This window comes from Microbacterium sp. LWH13-1.2, assembly GCF_038397735.1.
Taxonomy (GTDB): Bacteria; Actinomycetota; Actinomycetes; order Actinomycetales; family Microbacteriaceae; genus Microbacterium.
The window spans coordinates 1,632,121-1,652,415 of the sequence record NZ_CP151635.1 but is presented as its reverse complement, the minus strand read 5'-3'; the positions used below and the strand labels follow the sequence as shown (position 1 = coordinate 1,652,415).

Sequence of the window (20,295 nt, the reverse complement as noted above, 5' to 3'; positions counted from 1 at the left end):
TCACATCGGGTCAGTACGCCGGATCGATGAGGTCGGGCGAGACCTCGGAGGCCGCTGCCTCATCGACGAAGAACACCGTGCGCTTGCGTCCCTTGGCACCCGCTGCGGGAACATTCGTGTAGCTTGCCCCGGCGAGAGCGAGGCCGAGCGCTGAGGCCTTGTCGGCGCCGGTGAGCACGAGCCAGACGCGCTTGGATGCATTGAGCACCGGGCGGGTCAGCGTCACGCGCTCCGGCGGCGGCTTGGGGGAGTCGCGCACGGGCAGTGCCGCGGCATCCGTCACGGTGACCTCGATACGATCGGGGAACAGCGACGCGATGTGGCCGTCGGGGCCGACACCGAGGAAGCACACGGCGAACGAGGGCCACGGATGCTCGTCGGTGCCGAACTTCGCGAGCTCAGCGGCATAGGCCTCGGCAGCCTCGTCGAGGGTCAATCCCTCGCCTGCGGCCGCGACCTCGTGCACGTTCTCGGCGGGGACGGGTATGTGGTCGAGCAGAGCCTCACGCGACTGCAACGCATTGCGGTCGGCGTCGTCTCGGGCGACGAACCGCTCGTCGCCCCACCAGAAGTGAACGAGCGACCAGTCGATCTGCGACGACCGAGGGTCGTCGCGTGTGGCGCGCAGGACCGCACCACCCATCGAGCCGCCCGTGAGGGCGACGTGGGCGATGCGGCCGTTGCGCGTGCGTGCACGAAGACGTGTCAGGAATCTGTCGGCCACCCTTGCGGCGAGTGCTGCGGGGGTGGGTTCGACCACGACCCGCTTCTCTGCGGACGCTGTCTGCGACGACATCATTCTCCTGTCTCGGGCGGACCCAGCTTCTCCCAGCCCTCGGTGATCACTCGACCGTACAGGACGTCGGGGTCGAGGCGACGCAGCTCCTCGGCGAGGCACTCGCGCAGGGTGCGGCGGGGGAGGTGCAGATCGTGGTCCGGCTGATCCGGCTGCGTCAGCACGGCTACGCCCGGCGTCGGACGCTCGAGCAGGATGTCGCCCGAAGCACGGTGGAGCCGCACGGACTTGATGCCCTCCTGCCAGTGCTCAGGGTCTTCGTAGGACCACGTGACGGGGATCTCTAGCGCCATCTGCAGCCAGGCGGCGAGCAGCGCCGTCGACGGCGAGGCCGAGCCGCCACGCACCTCGACGGCTGTGACCTCTTCGAACGGCGGCTGATCGAGAACGGCGGCGAGCTGCTCGCGCCAGTGGGTGAGGCGGGTCCAGGCGAGATCGGTGTCGCCGGGCGCGTGCGACTCGCCGAGCTGGGCGAGGCGGTCGCGCACATCGGATGCGGTGGCCGCATCCGTGATCCGGCGCTGAGCGATCCGGCCCAGCGGCGAGTTCGCGGGGGAGGGCGGAGCATCTTCCGGCCACCAGGCGACGACGGGAGCATCGGGCAGAAGGAGTCCGGTGACGAGGCTCTCTTCGTTGCTGGCGGCATCGCCGTAGGCGCGGAGTACGACGACCTCGCTCGCTCCGGCGTCGCCGCCGACGCGGATCTGGGCGTCGAGTCGTGCGTCGCCGTCGCCCGTGGTGAGCACGATGACACGCATCGGGTGCTCGCGGGAGGCGTCGTTGGCTGCGTCGATCGCGGCCTCGGCGACGCCGTTGCGGGCCGAGATGATCAGCGTCAGCACACGTCCGAGGGCGACGGCGCCGCCTTCTTCGCGTACCTTGACGAGCTGCTTGGCGACCTGGCTCACGGTCGTGTCGGGAAGGTCGATGATCACGGGCGTCTCCAGACTCGTCCGTCGCGGGCGAGGAGGTCGTCGGCGGATGCCGGACCCCACGAACCCGGTGCGTACTGATCCACTGGGCCGCCCTCGGCCGCCCAGTACTTCTCTACGGGGTCGAGGATCTTCCAGGAGAGCTCGACCTCTTCGTGCCGCGGGAACAGCGGCGGGTCGCCGAGCAGCACATCGAGGATGAGTCGCTCGTAGGCCTCGGGGCTCGCCTCGGTGAACGCGTGGCCGTAACCGAAGTCCATCGTGACGTCACGCACATTCGTGCCGTTGCCGGGGACCTTGGAACCGAAGCGGATCGTCACACCCTCGTCGGGCTGCACGCGGATGACGAGGGCGTTCTGCCCGAGCTCTGACGTGTTCGAGCGACCGAAGAGGTGCTCGGGGGCCTTCTTGAAGACGACGGCGACCTCGGTGACACGGCGTCCGAGGCGCTTGCCGGTGCGCAGGTAGAACGGCACGCCCGACCAGCGCCGCGTGTCGATCTCGAGCTTGATCGCGGCATACGTCTCGGTCGCCGACTCCGGGTTCATGCCGTCTTCATCGAGGAAGCCGGTGACCTGTTCGCCGCCCTGCCATCCGCCGGCGTACTGGCCGCGGGCGGTCGCGAGGGAGAGATCGTCGGGCACGTGCACCGCGGCGAGGACCTTCTCCTTCTCGGCACGAAGATGCTCGGCCGAAAGGCTGATCGGCTCTTCCATGGCGGTGAGCGCCAGCAGCTGCAGCAGGTGGTTCTGGATGACGTCGCGAGCGGCGCCGACACCGTCGTAGTAGCCGGCACGGCCACCGACGCCGATGTCCTCGGCCATCGTGATCTGCACGTGGTCGACGTAGTTGCGGTTCCAGATCGGCTCGTAGAGCTCGTTCGCGAAGCGCAGCGCCAGGATGTTCTGGACCGTCTCCTTGCCGAGGTAGTGGTCGATGCGGAAGATCGAGTCGGCCGAGAACGCCACTTCGAGGGCGGCGTTGAGCTCGCGCGCCGACTCGAGGTCGTGGCCGAACGGCTTCTCGATCACCACACGGCGCCAGCGCTCGTCGTCATCGTCGTTCTCGCCGACGAGACCCGAGTCCTTGAGCTGCTTCGCGACCAGCGGGAAGTCCTTCGGCGGGATCGACAGGTAGAACGCGTGGTTCCCCATCGTGCCTCGCTCGACGTCCAGCTGGTCGACCGTCTCGCGGAGCTTGCCGAAGGAATCGGGGTTGTCGAACTCGCCGGAGACGAAGCGGATGCCCTGGAGCAGCTGCGCCCATGTCTCCTCGCGGAACGGGGTGCGCGCATACTGCTTGACAGCGTCGTAGACGACCTGAGCGAAGTCCTGGTCCTCCCAGTCCCGTCGGGCGAAGCCGACGAGAGCGAATCCGGGCGGCAGGAGTCCGCGGTTGGCGAGGTCGTAGACCGCGGGCATGAGCTTCTTGCGTGACAGGTCTCCGGTCACTCCGAAGATCACGAGGGCGCTGGGCCCCGCGATCCGGTTGAGACGGCGATCATCGGGGTCACGCAGCGGGTTGTGCCCGCGCGAGATGGGAACAGACATCGGTGGGGGATTCTCCTGGCTGTTACTTCTGTGCTGCTTCGAAGAGGGTGAGGACGTCGGCCGACGAATCGGTGATCGTCAGGGAGACGACCGGACGGCCGTGCTCGGCGAGGACACCGGCGTCGCCGGCGGCCTGCGCTTCGATGAGCTGCCCGAACGTGAAGGGCCTCTCGGGGATCTCGAGATCGACCTCGGTGCGCTCCAGGATCTGCAGGAACACTCCTTGAGCGGGCCCGCCCTTGTGATACTGACCCGTGGAGTGCAGGAAGCGCGGCCCCCATCCGAACGTCGTGGGGCGACCGGAATCGGCGGCCACGAGTTCGCGGAGCCCTTGCAGCTGGGGGACGTCGAGTCGGTTCACGTACGCCTGGATCGAGACGTAGCCGTCAGCCGGCAGCTGTGCCCACAGCGCATCGAGCACGCCCTCGACGGTTCCGGACGCCGCGAGAGCGGGGTCGGACACGCGCACCTCGACGCCGTTCTCGACGAACGCTGGCGCGGTGGGCGCGGGGCGTGCGTCCAGCAGGCCGCGGGCCGCCACCTTGGCGGACTCGACGTCGGGCTGGTCGAAGGGGTTGATGCCGAGCAGGTAGCCCGCGATCGCCGTGGCGTACTCCCACACGACGAGCTGAGCGCCCAGCGATCCGCTGACGAGGATCTCGCCCTCGTGCCGCTCGCGGAGGTGGAACTCGTTCGCGTCGTCGACCAGACGCACGATCTGCAGATCCGATGGCTTCGAGTCGAGCTCCGGCGAAACCGGGAGGAGGACGACGGGCAGGATGCCCGTGCTGTCCTTGCCCGTGGACTCGGCGATGAGCTGCTCGATCCAATCGGGCAGGCCGTTGATGTGCGTGCCGTCGGTGATCAGACCCAGCTTGTCGCGGCGGGGCGACGTCGCGGAGATCGCCGCTGCGAGCCGCAGCGCCGGGTTGTCGGCGGAGTCGATCGCGACCTCGAGAAGCGAGGCATCGGCCTCGTTCAGGAGCTCATCGATGTCGGCTCCGGCGAGCCCGGAGGGGACGAGACCGAAGGCGGTGAGCGCCGAGTAGCGCCCTCCGACGTTCGGGTCGGCGTTGAAGACGCGGTACCCCGCCTCGCGGGCCGAGACGTCGAGCGGCGAACCCGGGTCGGTGACGACGACGATGCGCTCGATCGGATCGATGCCCACGTCGCGGAACGCGGCTTCGAACGTGCGGCGCTGCGAGTCGGTCTCGACCGTGGAGCCGGACTTCGACGACACCACGAGCACGGTGCTCTCGAGGCCCTCGTCCAATGCGGCGAGCACCTGGCTCGGAGCGGTGGAGTCGAGGATCGTGAGCGGCACGCCCGCAGTCTGGGCGATGACCTCGGGCGCGAGCGAGGATCCGCCCATGCCGGCGAGCACGACTCGCGTCACACCCTTCGCATGGAGATCCGCGCGGAGGGCTGCGATCTCGGCGACCAGTGGGCGCGAGACGGAGACCGCATCGATCCACCCGAGGCGGATCGATGCCTCGGACTCGGCTGCCGGACCCCACAGGGTCGCGTCGCCGCCGGTGAGTCGGGAGGCGATGAGGTCGTGAACGAGAGCGGGAACCGTCTCGTCGATCGCGACCCGAGCCGCGCCCGAGGCGTGGATCGCGAATGTCATCGCTGCGCCTCGAGGCCCTCTGCCACCTGGGTGAGCAGGTCGTGCCAGGAGTCGATGAACTTGGCGACGCCCTCATCCTCGAGCACCTGGGTCACGTCCGTGAAGTCGATCCCGAGGTCGGCGAGGCCGGCGAAGACGGCGCGGGCCTCTTCGTAGCCACCAGTGATGGTGTCGCCCGTGACCACGCCGTGGTCGAAGGTCGCCTCGAGCGTCTTCTCGGGCATCGTGTTGACGACGTCCTTCGCGACGAGCTCGGTGACGTAGAGGGTGTCCGGCAGAGCCGGGTCCTTGACGCCGGTCGATGCCCAGAGTGGACGCTGGGCGTTGGCACCGGCCGAGATCAGGTCCTGAGCGCGCTTCTCGGCGAACTTCTGCTCGTAGAGCTCGTAGGCCAGGCGTGCGTTGGCGAGTCCGGCCTTGCTCTTGAGAGCCTCTGCCTGGTCGGTGCCGATCGCGGAGAGACGCTTGTCGGTCTCGGTGTCGACGCGCGACACGAAGAACGACGCGACCGAGTGGATGGTGGACAGGTCGATGCCGGCGCTGTGTGCGCGCTCGAGACCGGCGAGGTACGCCTCGATGACCTCGGCGTAGCGCTCTAGGCTGAAGATCAGGGTCACGTTCACGCTGATGCCGGATGCGATCGCCTCGGTGATGGCCGGGAGCCCGGCCTTCGTCGCGGGGATCTTGACGAGGAGGTTCGGACGATCGACGGTGGCCCAGAGCTGCTTGGCCTGTGCGACGGTGCCCTCGGTGTCGTGCGCGAGGTCGGGGGAGACCTCGATCGAGACGCGGCCGTCGACGTGGCCCGACTTCTCCCACACGGGGCGGAAGACGTCGAGCGCTGCCGCGACGTCCTGCGTGGTCGCGGCGAACACGGCCTCTTCGGCCGTCGCGCCGGACGCCGCGAGCTCGGTGACCTGCGCGTCGTACGACGTGTTGTTCTTGTCGGTGATCGCGTTCGCGAAGATCGTCGGGTTGGTGGTGACGCCGACGACGTTGCGGGTCTCGATCAGCTCGGCCAGGTTGCCGGAGGAGATGCGGGTGCGCGACAGGTCGTCGAGCCAGATGCTGACACCGGCTGCTGCGAGGTCTGCGGTGGGGGTGCTCATGCGTTCTCCTTGATGGTCTCGCGTGCGGCCGCGATGACGGCCTCTGTGGTGATGCCGAACTTCTCGAACAGGGTCTTGTAGTCGGCGGATGCGCCGAAGTGGTCGATGCCGACCGAACGGCCGCGGTCGCCCACGATTCCGCGCCAGCTGAGGACGGAACCGGCCTCGACCGAGACGCGGGCGGTGACGGCCTTCGGCAGGACCGACTCGCGGTATGCGTCGTCCTGCTCGTCGAACCACTCGAGAGAGGGAGCGGACACGACGCGGACGCCGATGCCCTCCTCGGCCAGGGCCGCACGGGCGTCGACCGCCAGCTGGACCTCGGAACCGGTCGCGATGATGATCACGTCGGGGGTGCCGTTCGGAGCCTCGGCGAGCACGTACGCGCCCTTCGAGACGCCATCGGTCGAGGCGAACACATCGCCGTCGGCTGCTCCCTGACCGCGCTCGAACACCGGGATGTTCTGACGGGTCAGGGCGATGCCGGCCGGGCCCTCGTGGCGGCGGAGGATCTCGAGCCAGGCGGCCGAGGTCTCGTTGGCGTCGGCGGGGCGCACCAGCGTGAAGTTGGGGATGGCGCGGAGCGTGGCGATCTGCTCGACCGGCTGGTGCGTCGGGCCGTCCTCGCCGAGCGCGACGGAGTCGTGCGTCCAGACGAAGATGCTCGGCACGTTCATCAGCGCTGCCAGACGCACCGGCGGGCGCATGTAGTCGCTGAAGATGAGGAACGTGCCGCCGAAGGCGCGTGTCGGGCCGTGCAGCACGATGCCGTTGACGATGGCGCCCATGGCGTGCTCGCGGATGCCGAAGTGCAGCACCCGGCCGTAGGGGTCACCCGACCACTCGTGGGTGGACCACTCGGCGGGGATGAAGGACTTCGAGTCCTTGATCGTGGTGAGGTTCGACTCCGCGAGGTCGGCCGATCCGCCCCAGAGCTCGGGGAGCTCGGCGGCGAGTGCGTTGATGACCTGGCCGGATGCCGCGCGGGTCGAGACGTCCTTGCCGCTGGCGAAGACAGGCAGAGCCGACGTGATGTCGGCCGGGAGTTCCTTGGCCTCGAGACGGTCGAGGAGCGCCTTGCGCTCGGGGTTGGCCGCGGCCCACGCGTCGAACGACGTCTGCCACGCGGCACGCGTCTCGGCGGCGCGGTCGGCGAGCGCGCGGGTGTGGGCGATCACGTCGTCGGCGATGGCGAAGTGCTCCTCGGGGTCGAAGCCGAGGACCTTCTTGGTCGCAGCGAGCTCGTCGCCACCGAGGGCCGAGCCGTGGATCTTGCCCGAGTTCTGCTTGCCGGGCGACGGCCAGCCGATGATCGTCCTGAGGATGATGAGCGACGGCTTCGAGGTCTCGCCCTTCGCGGCCTCGATGGCGGCGTTCAGCTCGGCCACATCTTCGACGTACTCGCCCGTCTTCTTCCAGTCGACGGTCTGGACCTGCCAGCCGTAGGCCTCGTAGCGCTTCGCGACGTCTTCGGTGAAAGCGACGTTGGTGTCGTCCTCGATCGAGATCTGGTTGGAGTCGTAGATCGCGATCAGGTTGCCGAGCTCCTGGTGGCCGGCCAGCGAGGAGGCCTCGCTGGTGACGCCCTCCTGAAGGTCGCCGTCGCCGGCGATCACGTAGACGAAGTGGTCGAACGGGCTCGTGCCCGCAGCGGCTTCAGGGTCGAACAGGCCGCGCTCGTAGCGGGCCGCGTATGCGAAGCCGACCGCCGAGGCGAGGCCCTGGCCGAGCGGGCCCGTGGTGATCTCGACGCCCTTGGTGTGGCCGTACTCGGGGTGGCCGGGAGTGAGCGATCCCCAGGTGCGAAGCGCCTTGAGGTCGTCGAGCTCGAGACCGAAGCCGCCGAGGTAGAGCTGCACGTACTGCGTCAGCGACGAGTGGCCGACCGAGAGGATGAAGCGGTCGCGTCCGAGCCAGTCGGTGTCGGTCGGGTCGTGGCGGAGAACCCGCTGGTAGAGGAGATACGCGGCTGGAGCGAGGCTCATCGCGGTGCCGGGGTGGCCGTTCCCGACCTTCTCCACGGCATCCGCTGCCAGAAGACGCGCGGTGTCCACCGCACGTCGGTCGATCTCATCCCACTGCAATTCCGACACTGTGAAGCCCTTCTGCAACTGTTCGAGAGCGTCCGGAGTGCACATTCGCAGACCGCAACGTTACGGAGGGGTGTGTGATGTGCGCCGGGCGCGCGAGTCATTTCAGCATAGTGCCGTGGTGTGACCCGTTACCCCGTCTTACAACGCGTCACCGGCCCAGGAATTCCTTGGCGGGGCGGGTGCTGCACGGTCGTGTGAGACCCGGGATCACCGTCTTCGACACGCGGTTTCGCGGTGCCCGGGCGAGTCCCCGGGCTGGGGCCGGCCGGGCCTCCGGCGTGCCTTAGACTGGGAAACGCTGTCGTGACGCGTGTGGAGGAGGCGATCGAGATCTCGACGATGTCTGATCAGACCGTTGTGAAGAAGTCCATCGGTCGTACCGTGAAGGCGTACGTCGCCCTCACCAAGCCGCGCGTCCTCGAACTGCTGCTGGTGTCCACAGTCCCGGTGATGTTCCTCGCGCAGGGCGGCCTGCCCGACATGTGGCTGGTCCTCGCCACCGTGATCGGCGGCTCGCTGAGCGCCGGTTCGGCAGCCGCATTCAATATGTACCTCGACCGCGACATCGACGCGCACATGCACCGCACGGAGAACCGTCCGCTCGTGACGGGAGAGATCACCCCTCGAGGTGCTCTGATCTTCTCCTGGACCCTCGCCGTGGTCTCGACGGTGTGGCTGTGGTTCACGACGAACTGGTTGGCGGCCACGCTGTCGGCTGCCGCGATCTTCTTCTACGTCGTGATCTACACGATGATCCTCAAACGCCGCACCGAGCAAAACATCATCTGGGGCGGCATCGCCGGATGCTTCCCGGTTCTCATCGGGTGGGCGGCCGTCACCGGTTCGCTCGACTGGCCCGCGTTCATCCTCTTCGCCCTGATCTTCCTCTGGACGCCGCCGCACTACTGGCCGCTCTCGATGAAGTACAAGGACGACTACGACGATGTCGACGTGCCCATGCTCGGAGTGACGCGCAACGCATCGCAGGTCGGCCTCCAGGTCATCCTGTACGCCTGGGCGACCATCGCCTGCTCGCTGCTGCTGATCCCCATCGCGAACATGGGCCTCGTCTACACCGTCTCCGCCCTCGTGTTCGGCGGCTGGTTCATCTACGAGTCGCACCGCCTGTACAACCAGGCTGTGCGGGGGAACGAGGCGCGGCCGATGCGAGTCTTCCACGCCTCGATCACCTACTTGACGCTGATCTTCGTGGCCGTCGCGGTCGACCCGCTGCTGCCGTTCTGACGCTCGTCCTTCTCGACGACAGCCTCGTCGTCCGGCGAGGCGGGGGTCGGGTTGTCATCCGTGGAGGGCTCGATCGCGTCGTCGGCGTCCGCCTCTGAAGTCCAGTCGATGGGTTCGACGACCACGGGTGCGGCCGCGGGCATGAGCGCCTGCACCGCGGTGAGCGCGATCGCGATCAGGAGTCCGATGACGCCTGCGCCCAGGAGAGCCGCGCCGACCACGACGAGCGACTGGCCGACATAGACCTCGATGCCCGTGGCTGTGCCATCGAGCAGAGTGCTCGTCATAGTGCCGACCTGCCCGGCGACCAGCCATCCGCCGACGCCTGCCGAGGCGAGCGAGAGCACGAGGAGGAGCCAGAAGCCGATGCTGCGTGTCAGTGACTTGTTCATGTCAGCCACGGTGCACGAGCAACTGATGAGCCTCTGATGTCGGAGCTATGCATCCACTGTGCCGGTCGCCCAGCCTGCGGTCGTCACTCCCTGGCGGACACCGGCTTCTTCAGGTGCAGCACCACGACCGTGTAGGCGGCGGCCGACAGCGAAGCGAGCACCATGTGGATGCCTACGAGCAGCGGGGGGAGTCCCTCACGCGCCTGCCAGATACCGACGCCCACCTGCACGAGGATCGCGAGCACGAGGACCAGCAGCCACTTGCGGGGTTCCAGCCGAAGCGCCCAGGCCGAGATCGTCAGCGCGGCGACGAGAGCGGCGAGGATGTACCCGGGCCACGAGTGCACGTGGGCGAGGATCGTGGCGTCGAATCCATGCCGCAGCACGTCGGCATCTCCGGAGTGCGGCCCTGAGCCCGTCGTCAGAACACCGAACACGATCGTGACGGCCAGAGCGAGACCGGTGACGTGGCTGAGGATCGCGAACCACTTCGGGACGGCGCTCACACGGGGTCCGGCCGCAGCGTAGAGCCGCACCAGGAACGCCGCCGTGACGCACACGAGCAGCAGCGACGAGACGTAGTGGAACCCGACGATGAAGGGGTTCAGGCCGGTGAGGACGGTGATGCCGCCCACGAGCGCCTGCGCGACGACTCCGACGAGGACGATCCAGGCGAGCGCGACGAGGTCGCGTCGTTCGGACGAGAGCCTGAGCGAACGGATCATCGCGGCGATCACCGTGATGAGAAGTGCGCCCATGGCGAAGGGCGTCGCGGGAAGGGAGAACAGGGAGACGAGCCCGAAGACGATCGCCGCAGCCAGGATCCCGGCGGCTGCGAACCGCAGCGCCGAGAACACCAGAAGTCTGCCACCCACGCGTGCCAGTACGAGCAGGAGGACGGCGAGGGCGATGATGCCGACGACTCCGGTCATCACGCGATTGCCGAACTCGATGATCCCGTGTATTCCCTGATCGGCATAGATCGGCACGAGTGACTCGGGAGTGCAGAGCGGCCACTCCGAGCATCCGAGGCCGGAACCGGTGAGGCGCACCGCGCCTCCGGTACCGATGATGATCGTCTGTGCGAGGAAGGAGAGCCAGGCGCACACGCGCAGCATCCGCCCCCAGAGGCGCGCGGCCGTCGAGGGCGCCAGAGGTGCGTTCATGGGGGAGGAGATCATCGTCTCGGGCATTGTTCTCTCCGAACCGCGCCGGACACGGCGAGCGGCCCTGTCTTCAGGCGGAACCTGTAGAATCGGATTGTTGTGATGAGCGCTGACCGCGCTGCACCATCACTAACAGTTTAGGCGCGATGGATGCGCCGGTGATGAGGGCCCACCAACGGCACCCGCTCCCGCAGACTCGACGGGGATCAGGTGTGTCGGGGCGGATGACACCGTTTTGGGACCTGTGAGGAGAGTGTGTGATGTCGGATGTGCTGATCGACCGCCCGGAGCTTGACGGCCTGGGGGTGTACGAATTCGGGTGGCATGACGAAGATGCTGCCGGAGCCATCGCCAAGCGCGGTATCTCCGAAGAGGTGGTGCGTGGGATCTCGGCGCTCAAGCATGAGCCCGAATGGATGCTGAAGACCCGTCTCAAGGGATATCAGCTCTTCGGACGCAAGCCGATGCCGACCTGGGGCGCAGACCTCAGCGAGATCGACTTCGACAACATCAAGTACTTCGTGCGCTCTACAGAGAAGCAGGCGCAGTCGTGGGAAGACCTTCCCGCCGAGATCCGTGAGACCTACGAGCGCCTCGGCATCCCCGAGGCCGAGCGTCAGCGTCTCGTGGCCGGCGTCGCGGCTCAGTACGAGTCCGAGGTCGTCTACCACCAGATCCGCGAGGACCTGGAGGAGCAGGGCGTCATCTTCATGGACACCGACACGGCGCTCCGCGAGCACCCCGAGTTCTTCGAGGAGTACTTCGGCACCGTGATCCCGGCCGGCGACAACAAGTTCGCGGCCCTGAACACCGCCGTATGGTCGGGCGGATCGTTCGTCTACGTCCCCAAGGGCGTGCACGTCGAGATCCCGCTGCAGGCCTACTTCCGCATCAACACCGAGAACATGGGCCAGTTCGAGCGGACCCTGATCATCGCCGACGAGGACAGCTACGTCCACTACATCGAGGGCTGCACGGCCCCGATCTACAAGTCGGACTCGCTGCACTCGGCCGTCGTCGAGATCATCGTGAAGAAGAACGCCCGCGTTCGCTACACGACGATCCAGAACTGGTCGAACAACGTCTACAACCTCGTCACCAAGCGTGCGGTCGCGCACGAGGGCGCGACGATGGAGTGGGTCGACGGAAACATCGGCTCCAAGGTGACGATGAAGTACCCGTCGATCTATCTGATGGGCGAGCACGCCAAGGGCGAGACGCTCTCGGTCGCCTTCGCGGGCCCCGGTCAGCACCAGGACGCCGGCGCCAAGATGATCCACATGGCTCCCTACACGCAGTCGTCGATCGTCTCGAAGTCGATCGCGCGTGGCGGCGGACGTGCCGGATACCGCGGTGAGGTGCGGGTGGACGCCAACGCGCACCACTCCGCGAACACCGTGCGCTGCGACGCGCTGCTCGTCGACACGAAGTCGCGATCCGACACATACCCGGCGATCGACATCCGTGTCGACGACGTGCAGCTCGGCCACGAGGCGACGGTCTCGAAGGTCAGCGAAGAGCAGCTCTTCTACCTCCAGTCCCGCGGCATGCCCGAGGACGAGGCGATGGCGATGATCGTGCGCGGCTTCATCGAGCCGATCGCACGGGAGCTGCCGATGGAGTACGCGATGGAATTGAACAAGCTCATCGAGATGGGCATGGAAGGATCGGTCGGCTGAGATGACGGCCCAGACGACGACGCCCACGGCGTCGCATCATTCGAGCGCGCACGTCGACCCGGCCGCACAGGTCGCGGACGCCGGATTCGTTCCGGTTCAGACGCGTTCCGAGCGCCCGCATTCGTTCGAGCCGGCGGACTTCGGTGCGCCGACCGGCCGTGAGGTCAACTGGAAGCACACGCCCGTCGTGAAGCTCTCTCCCCTCTTCGAGGTCGCGGGCTCCGCTGAGGGAGTGAGCTACACGTTCGGCGCGGGTGAGCAGTACGTCTCCGCGCCACTCGCCGCCGGCGAGGCTCCCCGTGGCGAGGTCTTCCTCGCCGAAGACATCACCGCTGCGGTCGCGTGGCAGGGCTCGCCCGAGGCGCTGCACATCCGCATCCCTCGTGAAGAAGAGGTCGCAGAGCCGATCCTCGTGTCGATCGACGGTCTCGGCGCAGAACTGCGCGCCGATGCCCACATCGTCATCGAGGCGCTCGAGCACAGCTCAGCCACCGTCGTGCTCCAGCACACCGGAGCCGCGCAGTACTCGCAGAACGTCGAGATCATCGTGCGCGACGGAGCGAAGCTCACCGTCATCAGCCTGCAGCAGTGGCAGGATGCGGCCGTGCACACGTCGGCGCACCAGGCGCGTGTCGACGCGGATGCCACCCTCAAGCACTTCGTCATCAGCTTCGGCGGCGGCGTCGTGCGTGTGAACCCGAGCGTCGAGCTCGCGGGCGCCGGATCCGAGGGCTACCTCTACGGTCTGTCGTACGCCGATGCGGGTCAGCACCTCGAGAGCCAGGTGTACCTGCATCACAAGGGTCCGCACACCAAGGGCGACGTGCTCTACAAGGGCGCGCTCCAGGGCGAGGGCGCACACAGCGTCTGGATCGGCGACGTGCTGATCGGCGCCGACGCGACGGGCACCGACTCGTACGAGGCGAACCGCAACCTGGTGCTCACCGAGGGCGCTCGCGCCGACTCGATCCCCAATCTCGAGATCGAGACCGGAGACATCCTCGGCGCGGGCCACGCCAGCGCCACCGGTCGTTTCGACGACGAGCAGCTTTTCTACCTGCAGGCTCGTGGCATCAGCGAAGAGGAGGCCCGCCGCCTCGTGGTGCTCGGCTTCCTCACCGACATCGTCCAGCGCCTGGGCATCCCGGCGCTGGAGACCGAGCTGCTCGACGCCATCGAGACGGAGCTCGCCGAGGTGAACGCGTGAGCGCCGAACGCGTGTGCGGCGTCGCGGAGCTCGAGCAGGACATGCCGATCCGTGTCGAGCCGAACGGCGTGCCGATCACCGTGATCAAGGACTCCGAAGGCGTCATCCACGCCATCGGAGACACCTGCACGCACGGCGACATCTCTCTCGCCGAGGGCTTCGTCGAGGGTGACACGGTGGAATGCTGGGCTCACGGCTCGGCTTTCTCTCTGCTCACCGGCAAGCCCCAGAATCTCCCCGCTTATGAGCCCGTTCCGGTCTACGTCGTCGAGATCGACGGCGACGACGTGCTCATCGACCCGACTGTGACGAAGGAAGTCTGAATGTCTGTTCTTGAAATCCGCGACCTGCATGTGACGGTCGAGACCGAGGCGGGTACCACTCCGATCCTCAACGGCATCAACCTCACCATGAACACCGGTGAGACGCACGCGATCATGGGCCCCAACGGCTCGGGCAAGTCGACCCTCGCGTACACGATCGCCGGTCACCCGAAGTACACCGTCACCTCGGGGTCGATCACCTTCGACGGCCAGGACGTTCTCGAGATGAGCGTCGACGAGCGTGCTCGCGCCGGACTGTTCCTCGCCATGCAGTACCCGGTCGAGATCCCGGGCGTGACGGTCACGAACTTCCTCCGCACCGCCAAGACGGCGCTCGACGGCGAGGCTCCCGCGATCCGCGGCTGGACCAAGGACGTCAAGGCGGCCATGGCGAACCTCCGCATGGACCCGAAGTTCGCGCAGCGCAACGTCAACGAGGGCTTCTCGGGCGGCGAGAAGAAGCGTCACGAGATCCTCCAGCTCGAGGTGCTCAAGCCGAAGTTCGCGATCCTCGACGAGACCGACTCCGGTCTCGACGTCGACGCGCTGAAGATCGTCTCCGAGGGCGTCAACCGCGCCAAGCAGTCGACCGGCCTCGGCGTTCTGCTGATCACGCACTACACGCGCATCCTCCGCTACATCCGTCCCGACTTCGTGCACGTGGTCGTCGCGGGCAAGATCGTCGAAGAGGGTGGCCCTGAGCTCGCAGACCGGCTCGAGGACGAGGGATACGACCGTTTCCTCGACCCCGCAGCCCCCATCGAGGCGTAGGCTGATTCGCATGACAGCCACCCTCACGGACGAGAAGTACGACGAGGTCACCGAGGCTCTCAAAGACGTCATGGACCCGGAGCTCGGGATCAACGTCGTCGACCTCGGTCTCATCTACGACCTCGCGTGGGATGACGAGAACGATGCTCTCGTGATCCACATGACACTGACCAGTGCCGGCTGCCCCCTGACCGACGTCCTCGAAGACCAGACCGCACAGGCTCTGGACAGCGTCGTCGACCGCTTCCGCATCAACTGGGTGTGGATGCCGCCGTGGGGTCCGGAGAAGATCACCGATGACGGCCGCGACATGATGCGCGCCCTCGGCTTCGCCATCTGAGGATGCTCGAGGTCAAGGCTCTGCCTCTGGCCGAGCTCCGCGAGCGGAGCAGCGAGAAGTGGCGGGAGTATCCCGCCGATGTGCTTCCGCTGTTCGTCGCGGAGACCGACTTCCCCCTCGCGCCCGCGATCTCGGCGGCGCTTCGCCGCGCCGTCGAGATGGGGGACACCGGGTACATCGCGTCCCGGACGCCGTTGCCATCCGCCTACGCCGCGTTCGCCCGGCGACGATTCGGATGGAACGTGGATCCTGCACGCATGCGCAGTACCGCGGACGTCAGCATGGGGATAGTCGAGATCCTCCGTCGGGTCACCCAGCCGGGGGAGCGCGTCGTCGTCACCCCTCCCGTGTATCCGCCGTTCTACGATCTGGTCGCCGAGGCGGGCGCCGAGGTCTTGCGCGTTCCGCTGCGCGACACGGGCACGGCGTGGGAGCTCGACCTCGACGGCATCCGTGCCGCATTCGCCGACGGCGCGACCGCGATCCTGCTCTGCAACCCGCACAACCCGACCGGGACGGTCCACAGCCGCGACTCTCTCGCCGCATTGGCCGAGATCGCCGACGAGTTCGGCGCGTCCGTGATCTCCGACGAGATCCATGCGCCGCTGGCGCAGCCGGGCACCGGCTTCACGCCGTTCCTCGACACCGGTGAGGCTGCCGAGCGGGTCGGATTCGCGGTCGTCAGTGCCAGCAAGGCGTTCAACCTCGCCGGTCTCAAATGCGCCCTGATGGTCACCGCATCCGACGCCACGAGCGAGGTCGTGCGTGGCCTGCCGATCGAGGTCGTCTGGCGCACCGGGCAATTCGGCCTCCTTGCTGCCGTCGCCGCGTTCTCGGAGGAGAGCGACGAGTGGCTCGACGGACTCCTGAGGACGCTCGATGCGAATCGAGTGCTTCTCGAGGATCTGCTGGCCTCGAAACTTCCCGAGGCGCGCTACCGGATCCCGGACGCTGGCTACCTCGCCTGGATCGACCTCTCAGGCCTCGGATGGGGCGAGAACCCGGCGCGCCGCATCCTCAAGGAGGCCAGGGTCGCGCTGCATTTCGGCCCGGCCTTCGGAGACGAAGGAGCGGGGTACGTGCGTCTGAACTTCGGCACGAGCCCTGAGATCGTCACGGAAGCCGTCGAGCGCATCGCGGCGCTCGTTCAGAGGTGACCGTGCAGAGGTGACCGCGCAGAGCTGACTGCCCGATAGGTGGCAGGCATCACCGGAGCCGTCGATCGCCCGCCTCATCGTCTACTCTGCCTCTCGCCAGCGCTGTCACGCCGAGGTCGAAGATCCGATCCAGCCCTGCGGTGACGTCGACCGTGTCGCCTGCGGGTAGGGCGCCGTGGCTGTCGGCGTGCATGCGCTGCTGCACGAGCGTCGCGTGACCGAGGACGAAGTGCAGGAGGGCGACCGCACGCTCCGGGGCGTCTTCGGCTCCCACGCGATGCAGGGAGTCTTCGAGCGCCGTCTGCGCCTGTGAGGAGCCGAGCTGCAGTGCGTACGTGCTGAGCACGAGTTCTGCGCCGTCGCGGTAGGTGAACAGGGCGTCGCGGATACTGCGCGCTGTGGTCAGCACATCGGCATCATCACGCGGGATGGTCGAGGTGATGCGGTCGGCGAGGTCGGCGAGCAGCTCCTGTTTGCTCGTGAAGTGCCAGTAGAGCGCGCTCGGCTGGACATCGAGCCTGCCCGCGATCCTGCGCATCGAGAGGTCGGCGAGCCCGACCTCATCGAGGAGTGCCAGGGCTGCCCGAGCGACACCGTCGCGATCATGGCGGGTCGAGTTGTGATCGGGGCTCATGTTCTCACTATAGTGAACACCGTTCAGGAGAACAGTGTTCAGGAAGGTGTCGGACATGACGCAGCAGCGAGGCGACCTCGGTCGCGAACTGGCCAGAGTGGCGATGTTCGCCGCCCTCATCGTGGTGCTCGGGATGGTGACGATACCGATCCCCGGCGGGGTTCCCATCACCGCGCAGACTCTCGGCGTGATGCTCGCCGGTGCCGTTCTCGGCCCGCGGCTCGCTCCGCTCTCGATCCTGCTCGTGCTCGCTCTCGCGGCCGTGGGTCTTCCGGTCCTCGCAGGCGGGCGCGGTGGCCTCGGGGTGTTCGTCGGTCCCACTGCGGGGTACCTGTTCGGATGGATCGTCGGAGTCGTCGTGATCGGACTGATCGTGCACCGGGGCAGGCTCACGTGGTGGCGCATCGCGCTCGGCACCGTGGTCGGCGGCATCCTGGTCGTCTATCTGTGCGGGATCCCCATCACAGCGCTCGTCCTCGCCCTCGACCTCGCGCCGACAGCCGTGGCCGCCCTCGTGTTCCTGCCGGGGGATCTCCTCAAAGCCGCGGCAGCTGTGGCGCTGACACTCGCGCTGCGGCGCGCGTACCCGAGGGCTTTCGGCGCTCGGGCGGCTCTCACGCCGGCGCCGGTCCGTGCGGTCTGAGACGAGTCACGCGCGCATCGCGCTCGACGGGGTGACCGTCGAGCGCGAGGGCCGACGGATCCTGCGCGACGTCAGCGTCGATCTCACGGCGCGACGCATCGCGGTCATCGGTGCGAACGGATCGGGCAAGTCGACCTTCGCGCGGCTTCTGAACGGTCTCGTCGTGCCCACGTCGGGGAGGGTGAACGTGCACGGCCTCGACACGCGACGTGATGTCTCGGTGCTGCGGCGCCGCGTCGGATTCGTGTTCACCGATCCGCAGGCCCAGCTCCTGATGCCGACCCCGGCCGAGGATCTTGCGCTCTCGCTGCGCGGCCGGCCCAGGGCAGAGATCGATGCGCGGGTCGCCGATGCGCTCGCGGAGCACGGACTCGCGGATCGGGCGGATGTCGCGGTGTCGGAGCTCTCAGGCGGTCAGAAGCAGCTCCTTGCGCTCGCGTCGGTGCTGATCACGCAACCGGAGCTGATCGTCGCGGATGAGCCGACGACCCTGCTCGATCTGCGCAATGCCGGACGCATCGCCGGCCTCCTGCTCGCCCAGACGGCGCAGGTCGTCATCGTCACGCACGACCTCGATCTCGCGGCGCGCTGTGACCACGCTGTCCTGTTCGACGACGGAGCTGTCGTGGCGGCCGGCGAACCGGGCGCCGTGATTGCGACCTACCGGAACCTGTGCCGATGATCCAGATGTACAGGCCGGGCGCGAGCATCGTCCATCGGATGCCTGCGGGGACCAAGCTCGCGACCTTCGCCGCACTCGCGATCGGGCTGTCCGCCTATCCGCATGATGCCTGGAGTGTCGGCGTAGCCGTGAGCGGCGTCTGCGCGCTCTTCGCCCTCGCCCGCCTGCCGCTGCGCGTGCTGGCTGCTGAGGTGTGGCGCCTCCGCGTGCTCGTGCTCGTGCTCGGAGCAGCGCTGTGGATCTTCGTCTCGCCACTTGCGGCCTGGATCAGCAGCGCACGCGTCCTCTCGCTCGTCCTGCTCGCCTCGCTGCTCACGATCACGACGCGAATGGGCGATCTGCTCGGTGTGCTGCAGCGCATGCTCAGCCCGCTGCGGCGTCTCGGTCTCGACGCAGACGCCGTCTCGATGACGATCTCGCTCACGATCACGATGATTCCGGTCGTGGCATCGTTCGCCCACGAGGTCAGAGACGCGCAGCGGGCGCGAGGGGTTCGGCAGGGGGTTCGGGGCGTCGTTCCCCTTCTCGTTCGCACACTACGCCACGCGGACGACGTGGGCGATGCTCTCGCCGCTCGCGGTCTGGTGTGAGCGCCGAGCCAGTCGAAGCGCCCAGAGCATCCCCCAGGCCCCGACGGCTGCGGTCAGCACAGTCGTTCCTAGTACGAGCAGCAAGACGACGGCTATGAGCCCCGCGGCCACGGCGCCGATCACTCGGCGAGGCGACTCCGTGAGCAGAGGAGACGGTCGGGTCTCGAATCGGGTGAGCGTGACGGCCACCGCAGCGGTGAGGGCAAGTGCGGCCGCGAGCCAGAGCGGGCGCGTGATCCACCAGGCGACGCTGCTCGGTTCGGGGAGCGCCAGGCCCGTCATCAGCGCCGCGACGGCCGAGAGGCCGGCCATGCCGAGAAGCACCGGCATGTGCCAGAGATAGATCGTCATGGTGCGACGGTTGACGAACGTGGCGAAAGCCGCCGCCCGCGGGCGTCGGCTGAACGCCTCGATGCGGCCGCGGAACAGCGAGACGGCGCTCAGGTGCACGACGCCGACGATCAGGAGCGCTCCGGTGGGCGGGTTGATGTTGGCGATGAGGTCGAGGGAGTAGACGCCGCTGACGAACGTCGCGACGAGCACTGTGGCCGCCGCTGAGCCGCAGACGGCTCTGCAGCGCCTGCTCAGTCGGTCGAGGGTCCCATCAGCGAGGAAGAAGCCGATCTGCTGCAGTGCGAGCCACACGAAGGCGAGGTTGAGGAAGCCCAGGGCGTCGACACCCGTCGAGGCTCGGAGCCCATCGACAGCGAGCGACGCGGCCACCAGTGCGACCAGCGTCGACTTCGGCACCCTGTCATGCGCACTCGCGAGTATCGGGAGCAGGGCCTGGCAGAGCAGGAAGACGCCGAGGAACCAGAGCGGCTGACCGTAGCGGAAACCGGCGACCACCACGAGTTCGGCGGGCACCCCGGCGAGGCTCAGCATCGCGAGAGCCAGGCCCGCGATCCCGATCGCGAACACGGCCGGCCGGATGAGTCGGTGTACACGCGCTGCCACGAAACCGGACGCGGTGCCGCCGCGCTCTCGCTGCCGCCGGTGGGACAGAAAGCCCGCGAAGCCGCCGATGATGAAGAACAGCGGCATGACCTGCAGCATCCAGCTCACCGGCACGATCCACCCGGTGCCGTCGCTGGCGTTCTCGAAGACGGGGGCGCCGTCGACCACGGTGACACCCACCATGATCGCGTGCAGCAGCACGACGCCGACGACGCAGACGGCACGCAGGAAGTCGATCGCGGTGTCGCGACCACTCGGCAGCGGAAGGGGCTGAGCGGTGAGCGGGGGTGCCTCGACGATGGTCATCGTTCCTCCTCGGGTGGGTGTCCGAGGAGCGTATGAAGACGATGTCGGGTGGCGGATCAACCCGTGGGGCTGTTCGCACCCCTACCGAGGGGT

At 67.6% G+C, this 20,295-nt stretch carries 20 protein-coding genes; 10 read left to right on the top strand and 10 right to left on the bottom strand.

The window, feature by feature from the left end; all coding sequences use genetic code 11:
- Positions 1-10: 10 nt before the first annotated feature.
- The 6 genes from pgl to tkt are packed head-to-tail and all read right to left on the bottom strand — an operon-like array spanning position 11 to position 8,110.
- The gene (gene pgl, locus MRBLWH13_RS07760) at positions 11-796 is read right to left on the bottom strand and encodes a 6-phosphogluconolactonase (protein ID WP_341957796.1); all 786 of its coding nucleotides are present in this window, start codon (positions 794-796) and stop codon (positions 11-13) included.
- Positions 796-1,731 (bottom strand): glucose-6-phosphate dehydrogenase assembly protein OpcA, encoded by a 936-nt coding sequence (locus tag MRBLWH13_RS07755; RefSeq protein WP_341957795.1) that lies wholly within the window; start codon positions 1,729-1,731, stop codon positions 796-798. The genes pgl and MRBLWH13_RS07755 overlap by 1 nt, the downstream gene beginning before the upstream one ends.
- On the bottom strand, positions 1,728-3,278 hold the full coding sequence (gene zwf / locus MRBLWH13_RS07750) for a glucose-6-phosphate dehydrogenase (RefSeq protein ID WP_341957793.1): 1,551 nt from the start codon (positions 3,276-3,278) through the stop codon (positions 1,728-1,730). Before zwf ends, MRBLWH13_RS07755 begins: the two co-directional genes overlap by 4 nt.
- Before the next feature lie 22 nt (positions 3,279-3,300).
- Positions 3,301-4,908 carry a glucose-6-phosphate isomerase gene (locus MRBLWH13_RS07745; protein ID WP_341957791.1) on the bottom strand — a complete coding sequence of 536 codons (1,608 nt, stop codon included), beginning with the start codon at positions 4,906-4,908 and terminating at the stop codon, positions 3,301-3,303.
- A complete protein-coding gene (tal, locus tag MRBLWH13_RS07740; protein ID WP_341957790.1) occupies positions 4,905-6,017 on the bottom strand; it encodes a transaldolase in 1,113 nt (370 codons plus the stop codon). The genes MRBLWH13_RS07745 and tal overlap by 4 nt, the downstream gene beginning before the upstream one ends.
- Entirely contained in the window at positions 6,014-8,110 is a 2,097-nt protein-coding gene (gene tkt, locus MRBLWH13_RS07735) for a transketolase (protein WP_341958251.1), read from the bottom strand. Before tkt ends, tal begins: the two co-directional genes overlap by 4 nt.
- Before the next feature lie 339 nt (positions 8,111-8,449).
- Here tkt and MRBLWH13_RS07730 point away from each other — a divergent pair, with 339 nt between their 5' ends.
- Entirely contained in the window at positions 8,450-9,355 is a 906-nt protein-coding gene (locus MRBLWH13_RS07730; protein ID WP_341958249.1) for a heme o synthase, read from the top strand.
- Here the strand turns inward: MRBLWH13_RS07730 and MRBLWH13_RS07725 are convergent.
- Both MRBLWH13_RS07725 and MRBLWH13_RS07720 read right to left on the bottom strand, forming a co-directional pair.
- Entirely contained in the window at positions 9,301-9,747 is a 447-nt protein-coding gene (locus MRBLWH13_RS07725; protein ID WP_341957788.1) for a hypothetical protein, read from the bottom strand. The two genes, MRBLWH13_RS07730 and MRBLWH13_RS07725, sit on opposite strands and share 55 nt — an antisense overlap.
- An 83-nt stretch (positions 9,748-9,830) precedes the next feature.
- Positions 9,831-10,913, bottom strand: a complete 1,083-nt coding sequence (locus MRBLWH13_RS07720; protein WP_341957786.1) for a heme A synthase — start codon at positions 10,911-10,913, stop codon at positions 9,831-9,833.
- Between the two features lie 260 nt (positions 10,914-11,173).
- Here MRBLWH13_RS07720 and sufB point away from each other — a divergent pair, with 260 nt between their 5' ends.
- From sufB to MRBLWH13_RS07690, 6 genes are read left to right on the top strand one after another with little or no spacing between them, the layout of a single operon-like run.
- Entirely contained in the window at positions 11,174-12,592 is a 1,419-nt protein-coding gene (sufB, locus tag MRBLWH13_RS07715) for a Fe-S cluster assembly protein SufB (protein WP_053096457.1), read from the top strand.
- Position 12,593: 1 nt separating this feature from the next.
- Positions 12,594-13,799 (top strand): Fe-S cluster assembly protein SufD, encoded by a 1,206-nt coding sequence (gene sufD, locus MRBLWH13_RS07710; RefSeq protein WP_341957781.1) that lies wholly within the window; start codon positions 12,594-12,596, stop codon positions 13,797-13,799.
- Positions 13,796-14,122 (top strand): non-heme iron oxygenase ferredoxin subunit, encoded by a 327-nt coding sequence (locus MRBLWH13_RS07705; protein ID WP_053096453.1) that lies wholly within the window; start codon positions 13,796-13,798, stop codon positions 14,120-14,122. Before sufD ends, MRBLWH13_RS07705 begins: the two co-directional genes overlap by 4 nt.
- Positions 14,123-14,893: a Fe-S cluster assembly ATPase SufC gene (gene sufC, locus MRBLWH13_RS07700; protein ID WP_341957779.1), complete on the top strand. Its 771-nt coding sequence runs from the start codon at positions 14,123-14,125 to the stop codon at positions 14,891-14,893. It abuts the gene before it with no gap.
- A gap of 10 nt (positions 14,894-14,903) precedes the next feature.
- A complete protein-coding gene (locus MRBLWH13_RS07695) occupies positions 14,904-15,233 on the top strand; it encodes a metal-sulfur cluster assembly factor (protein ID WP_042537580.1) in 330 nt (109 codons plus the stop codon).
- A gap of 2 nt (positions 15,234-15,235) precedes the next feature.
- Complete coding sequence (locus MRBLWH13_RS07690; RefSeq protein WP_341957776.1) at positions 15,236-16,390, top strand: aminotransferase class I/II-fold pyridoxal phosphate-dependent enzyme; 1,155 nt, start codon at positions 15,236-15,238, stop codon at positions 16,388-16,390.
- A 49-nt stretch (positions 16,391-16,439) separates the two neighbouring features.
- Here the strand turns inward: MRBLWH13_RS07690 and MRBLWH13_RS07685 are convergent, their stop codons facing one another.
- A complete protein-coding gene (locus tag MRBLWH13_RS07685; protein ID WP_341957774.1) occupies positions 16,440-17,024 on the bottom strand; it encodes a TetR family transcriptional regulator in 585 nt (194 codons plus the stop codon).
- 55 nt (positions 17,025-17,079) lie between these two features.
- Here MRBLWH13_RS07685 and MRBLWH13_RS07680 point away from each other — a divergent pair, with 55 nt between their 5' ends.
- The 3 genes from MRBLWH13_RS07680 to MRBLWH13_RS07670 are packed head-to-tail and all read left to right on the top strand — an operon-like array spanning position 17,080 to position 18,939.
- Positions 17,080-17,667 (top strand): biotin transporter BioY, encoded by a 588-nt coding sequence (locus MRBLWH13_RS07680; RefSeq protein WP_341957772.1) that lies wholly within the window; start codon positions 17,080-17,082, stop codon positions 17,665-17,667.
- Positions 17,657-18,349: an ABC transporter ATP-binding protein gene (locus tag MRBLWH13_RS07675; protein ID WP_341957770.1), complete on the top strand. Its 693-nt coding sequence runs from the start codon at positions 17,657-17,659 to the stop codon at positions 18,347-18,349. Before MRBLWH13_RS07680 ends, MRBLWH13_RS07675 begins: the two co-directional genes overlap by 11 nt.
- The gene (locus MRBLWH13_RS07670; protein WP_341957768.1) at positions 18,346-18,939 is read left to right on the top strand and encodes an energy-coupling factor transporter transmembrane protein EcfT; all 594 of its coding nucleotides are present in this window, start codon (positions 18,346-18,348) and stop codon (positions 18,937-18,939) included. Before MRBLWH13_RS07675 ends, MRBLWH13_RS07670 begins: the two co-directional genes overlap by 4 nt.
- Here MRBLWH13_RS07670 and MRBLWH13_RS07665 read toward each other — a convergent pair.
- Positions 18,886-20,202: an acyltransferase gene (locus MRBLWH13_RS07665; RefSeq protein WP_341957766.1), complete on the bottom strand. Its 1,317-nt coding sequence runs from the start codon at positions 20,200-20,202 to the stop codon at positions 18,886-18,888. The genes MRBLWH13_RS07670 and MRBLWH13_RS07665 overlap by 54 nt on opposite strands.
- Positions 20,203-20,295 lie beyond the last annotated feature (93 nt).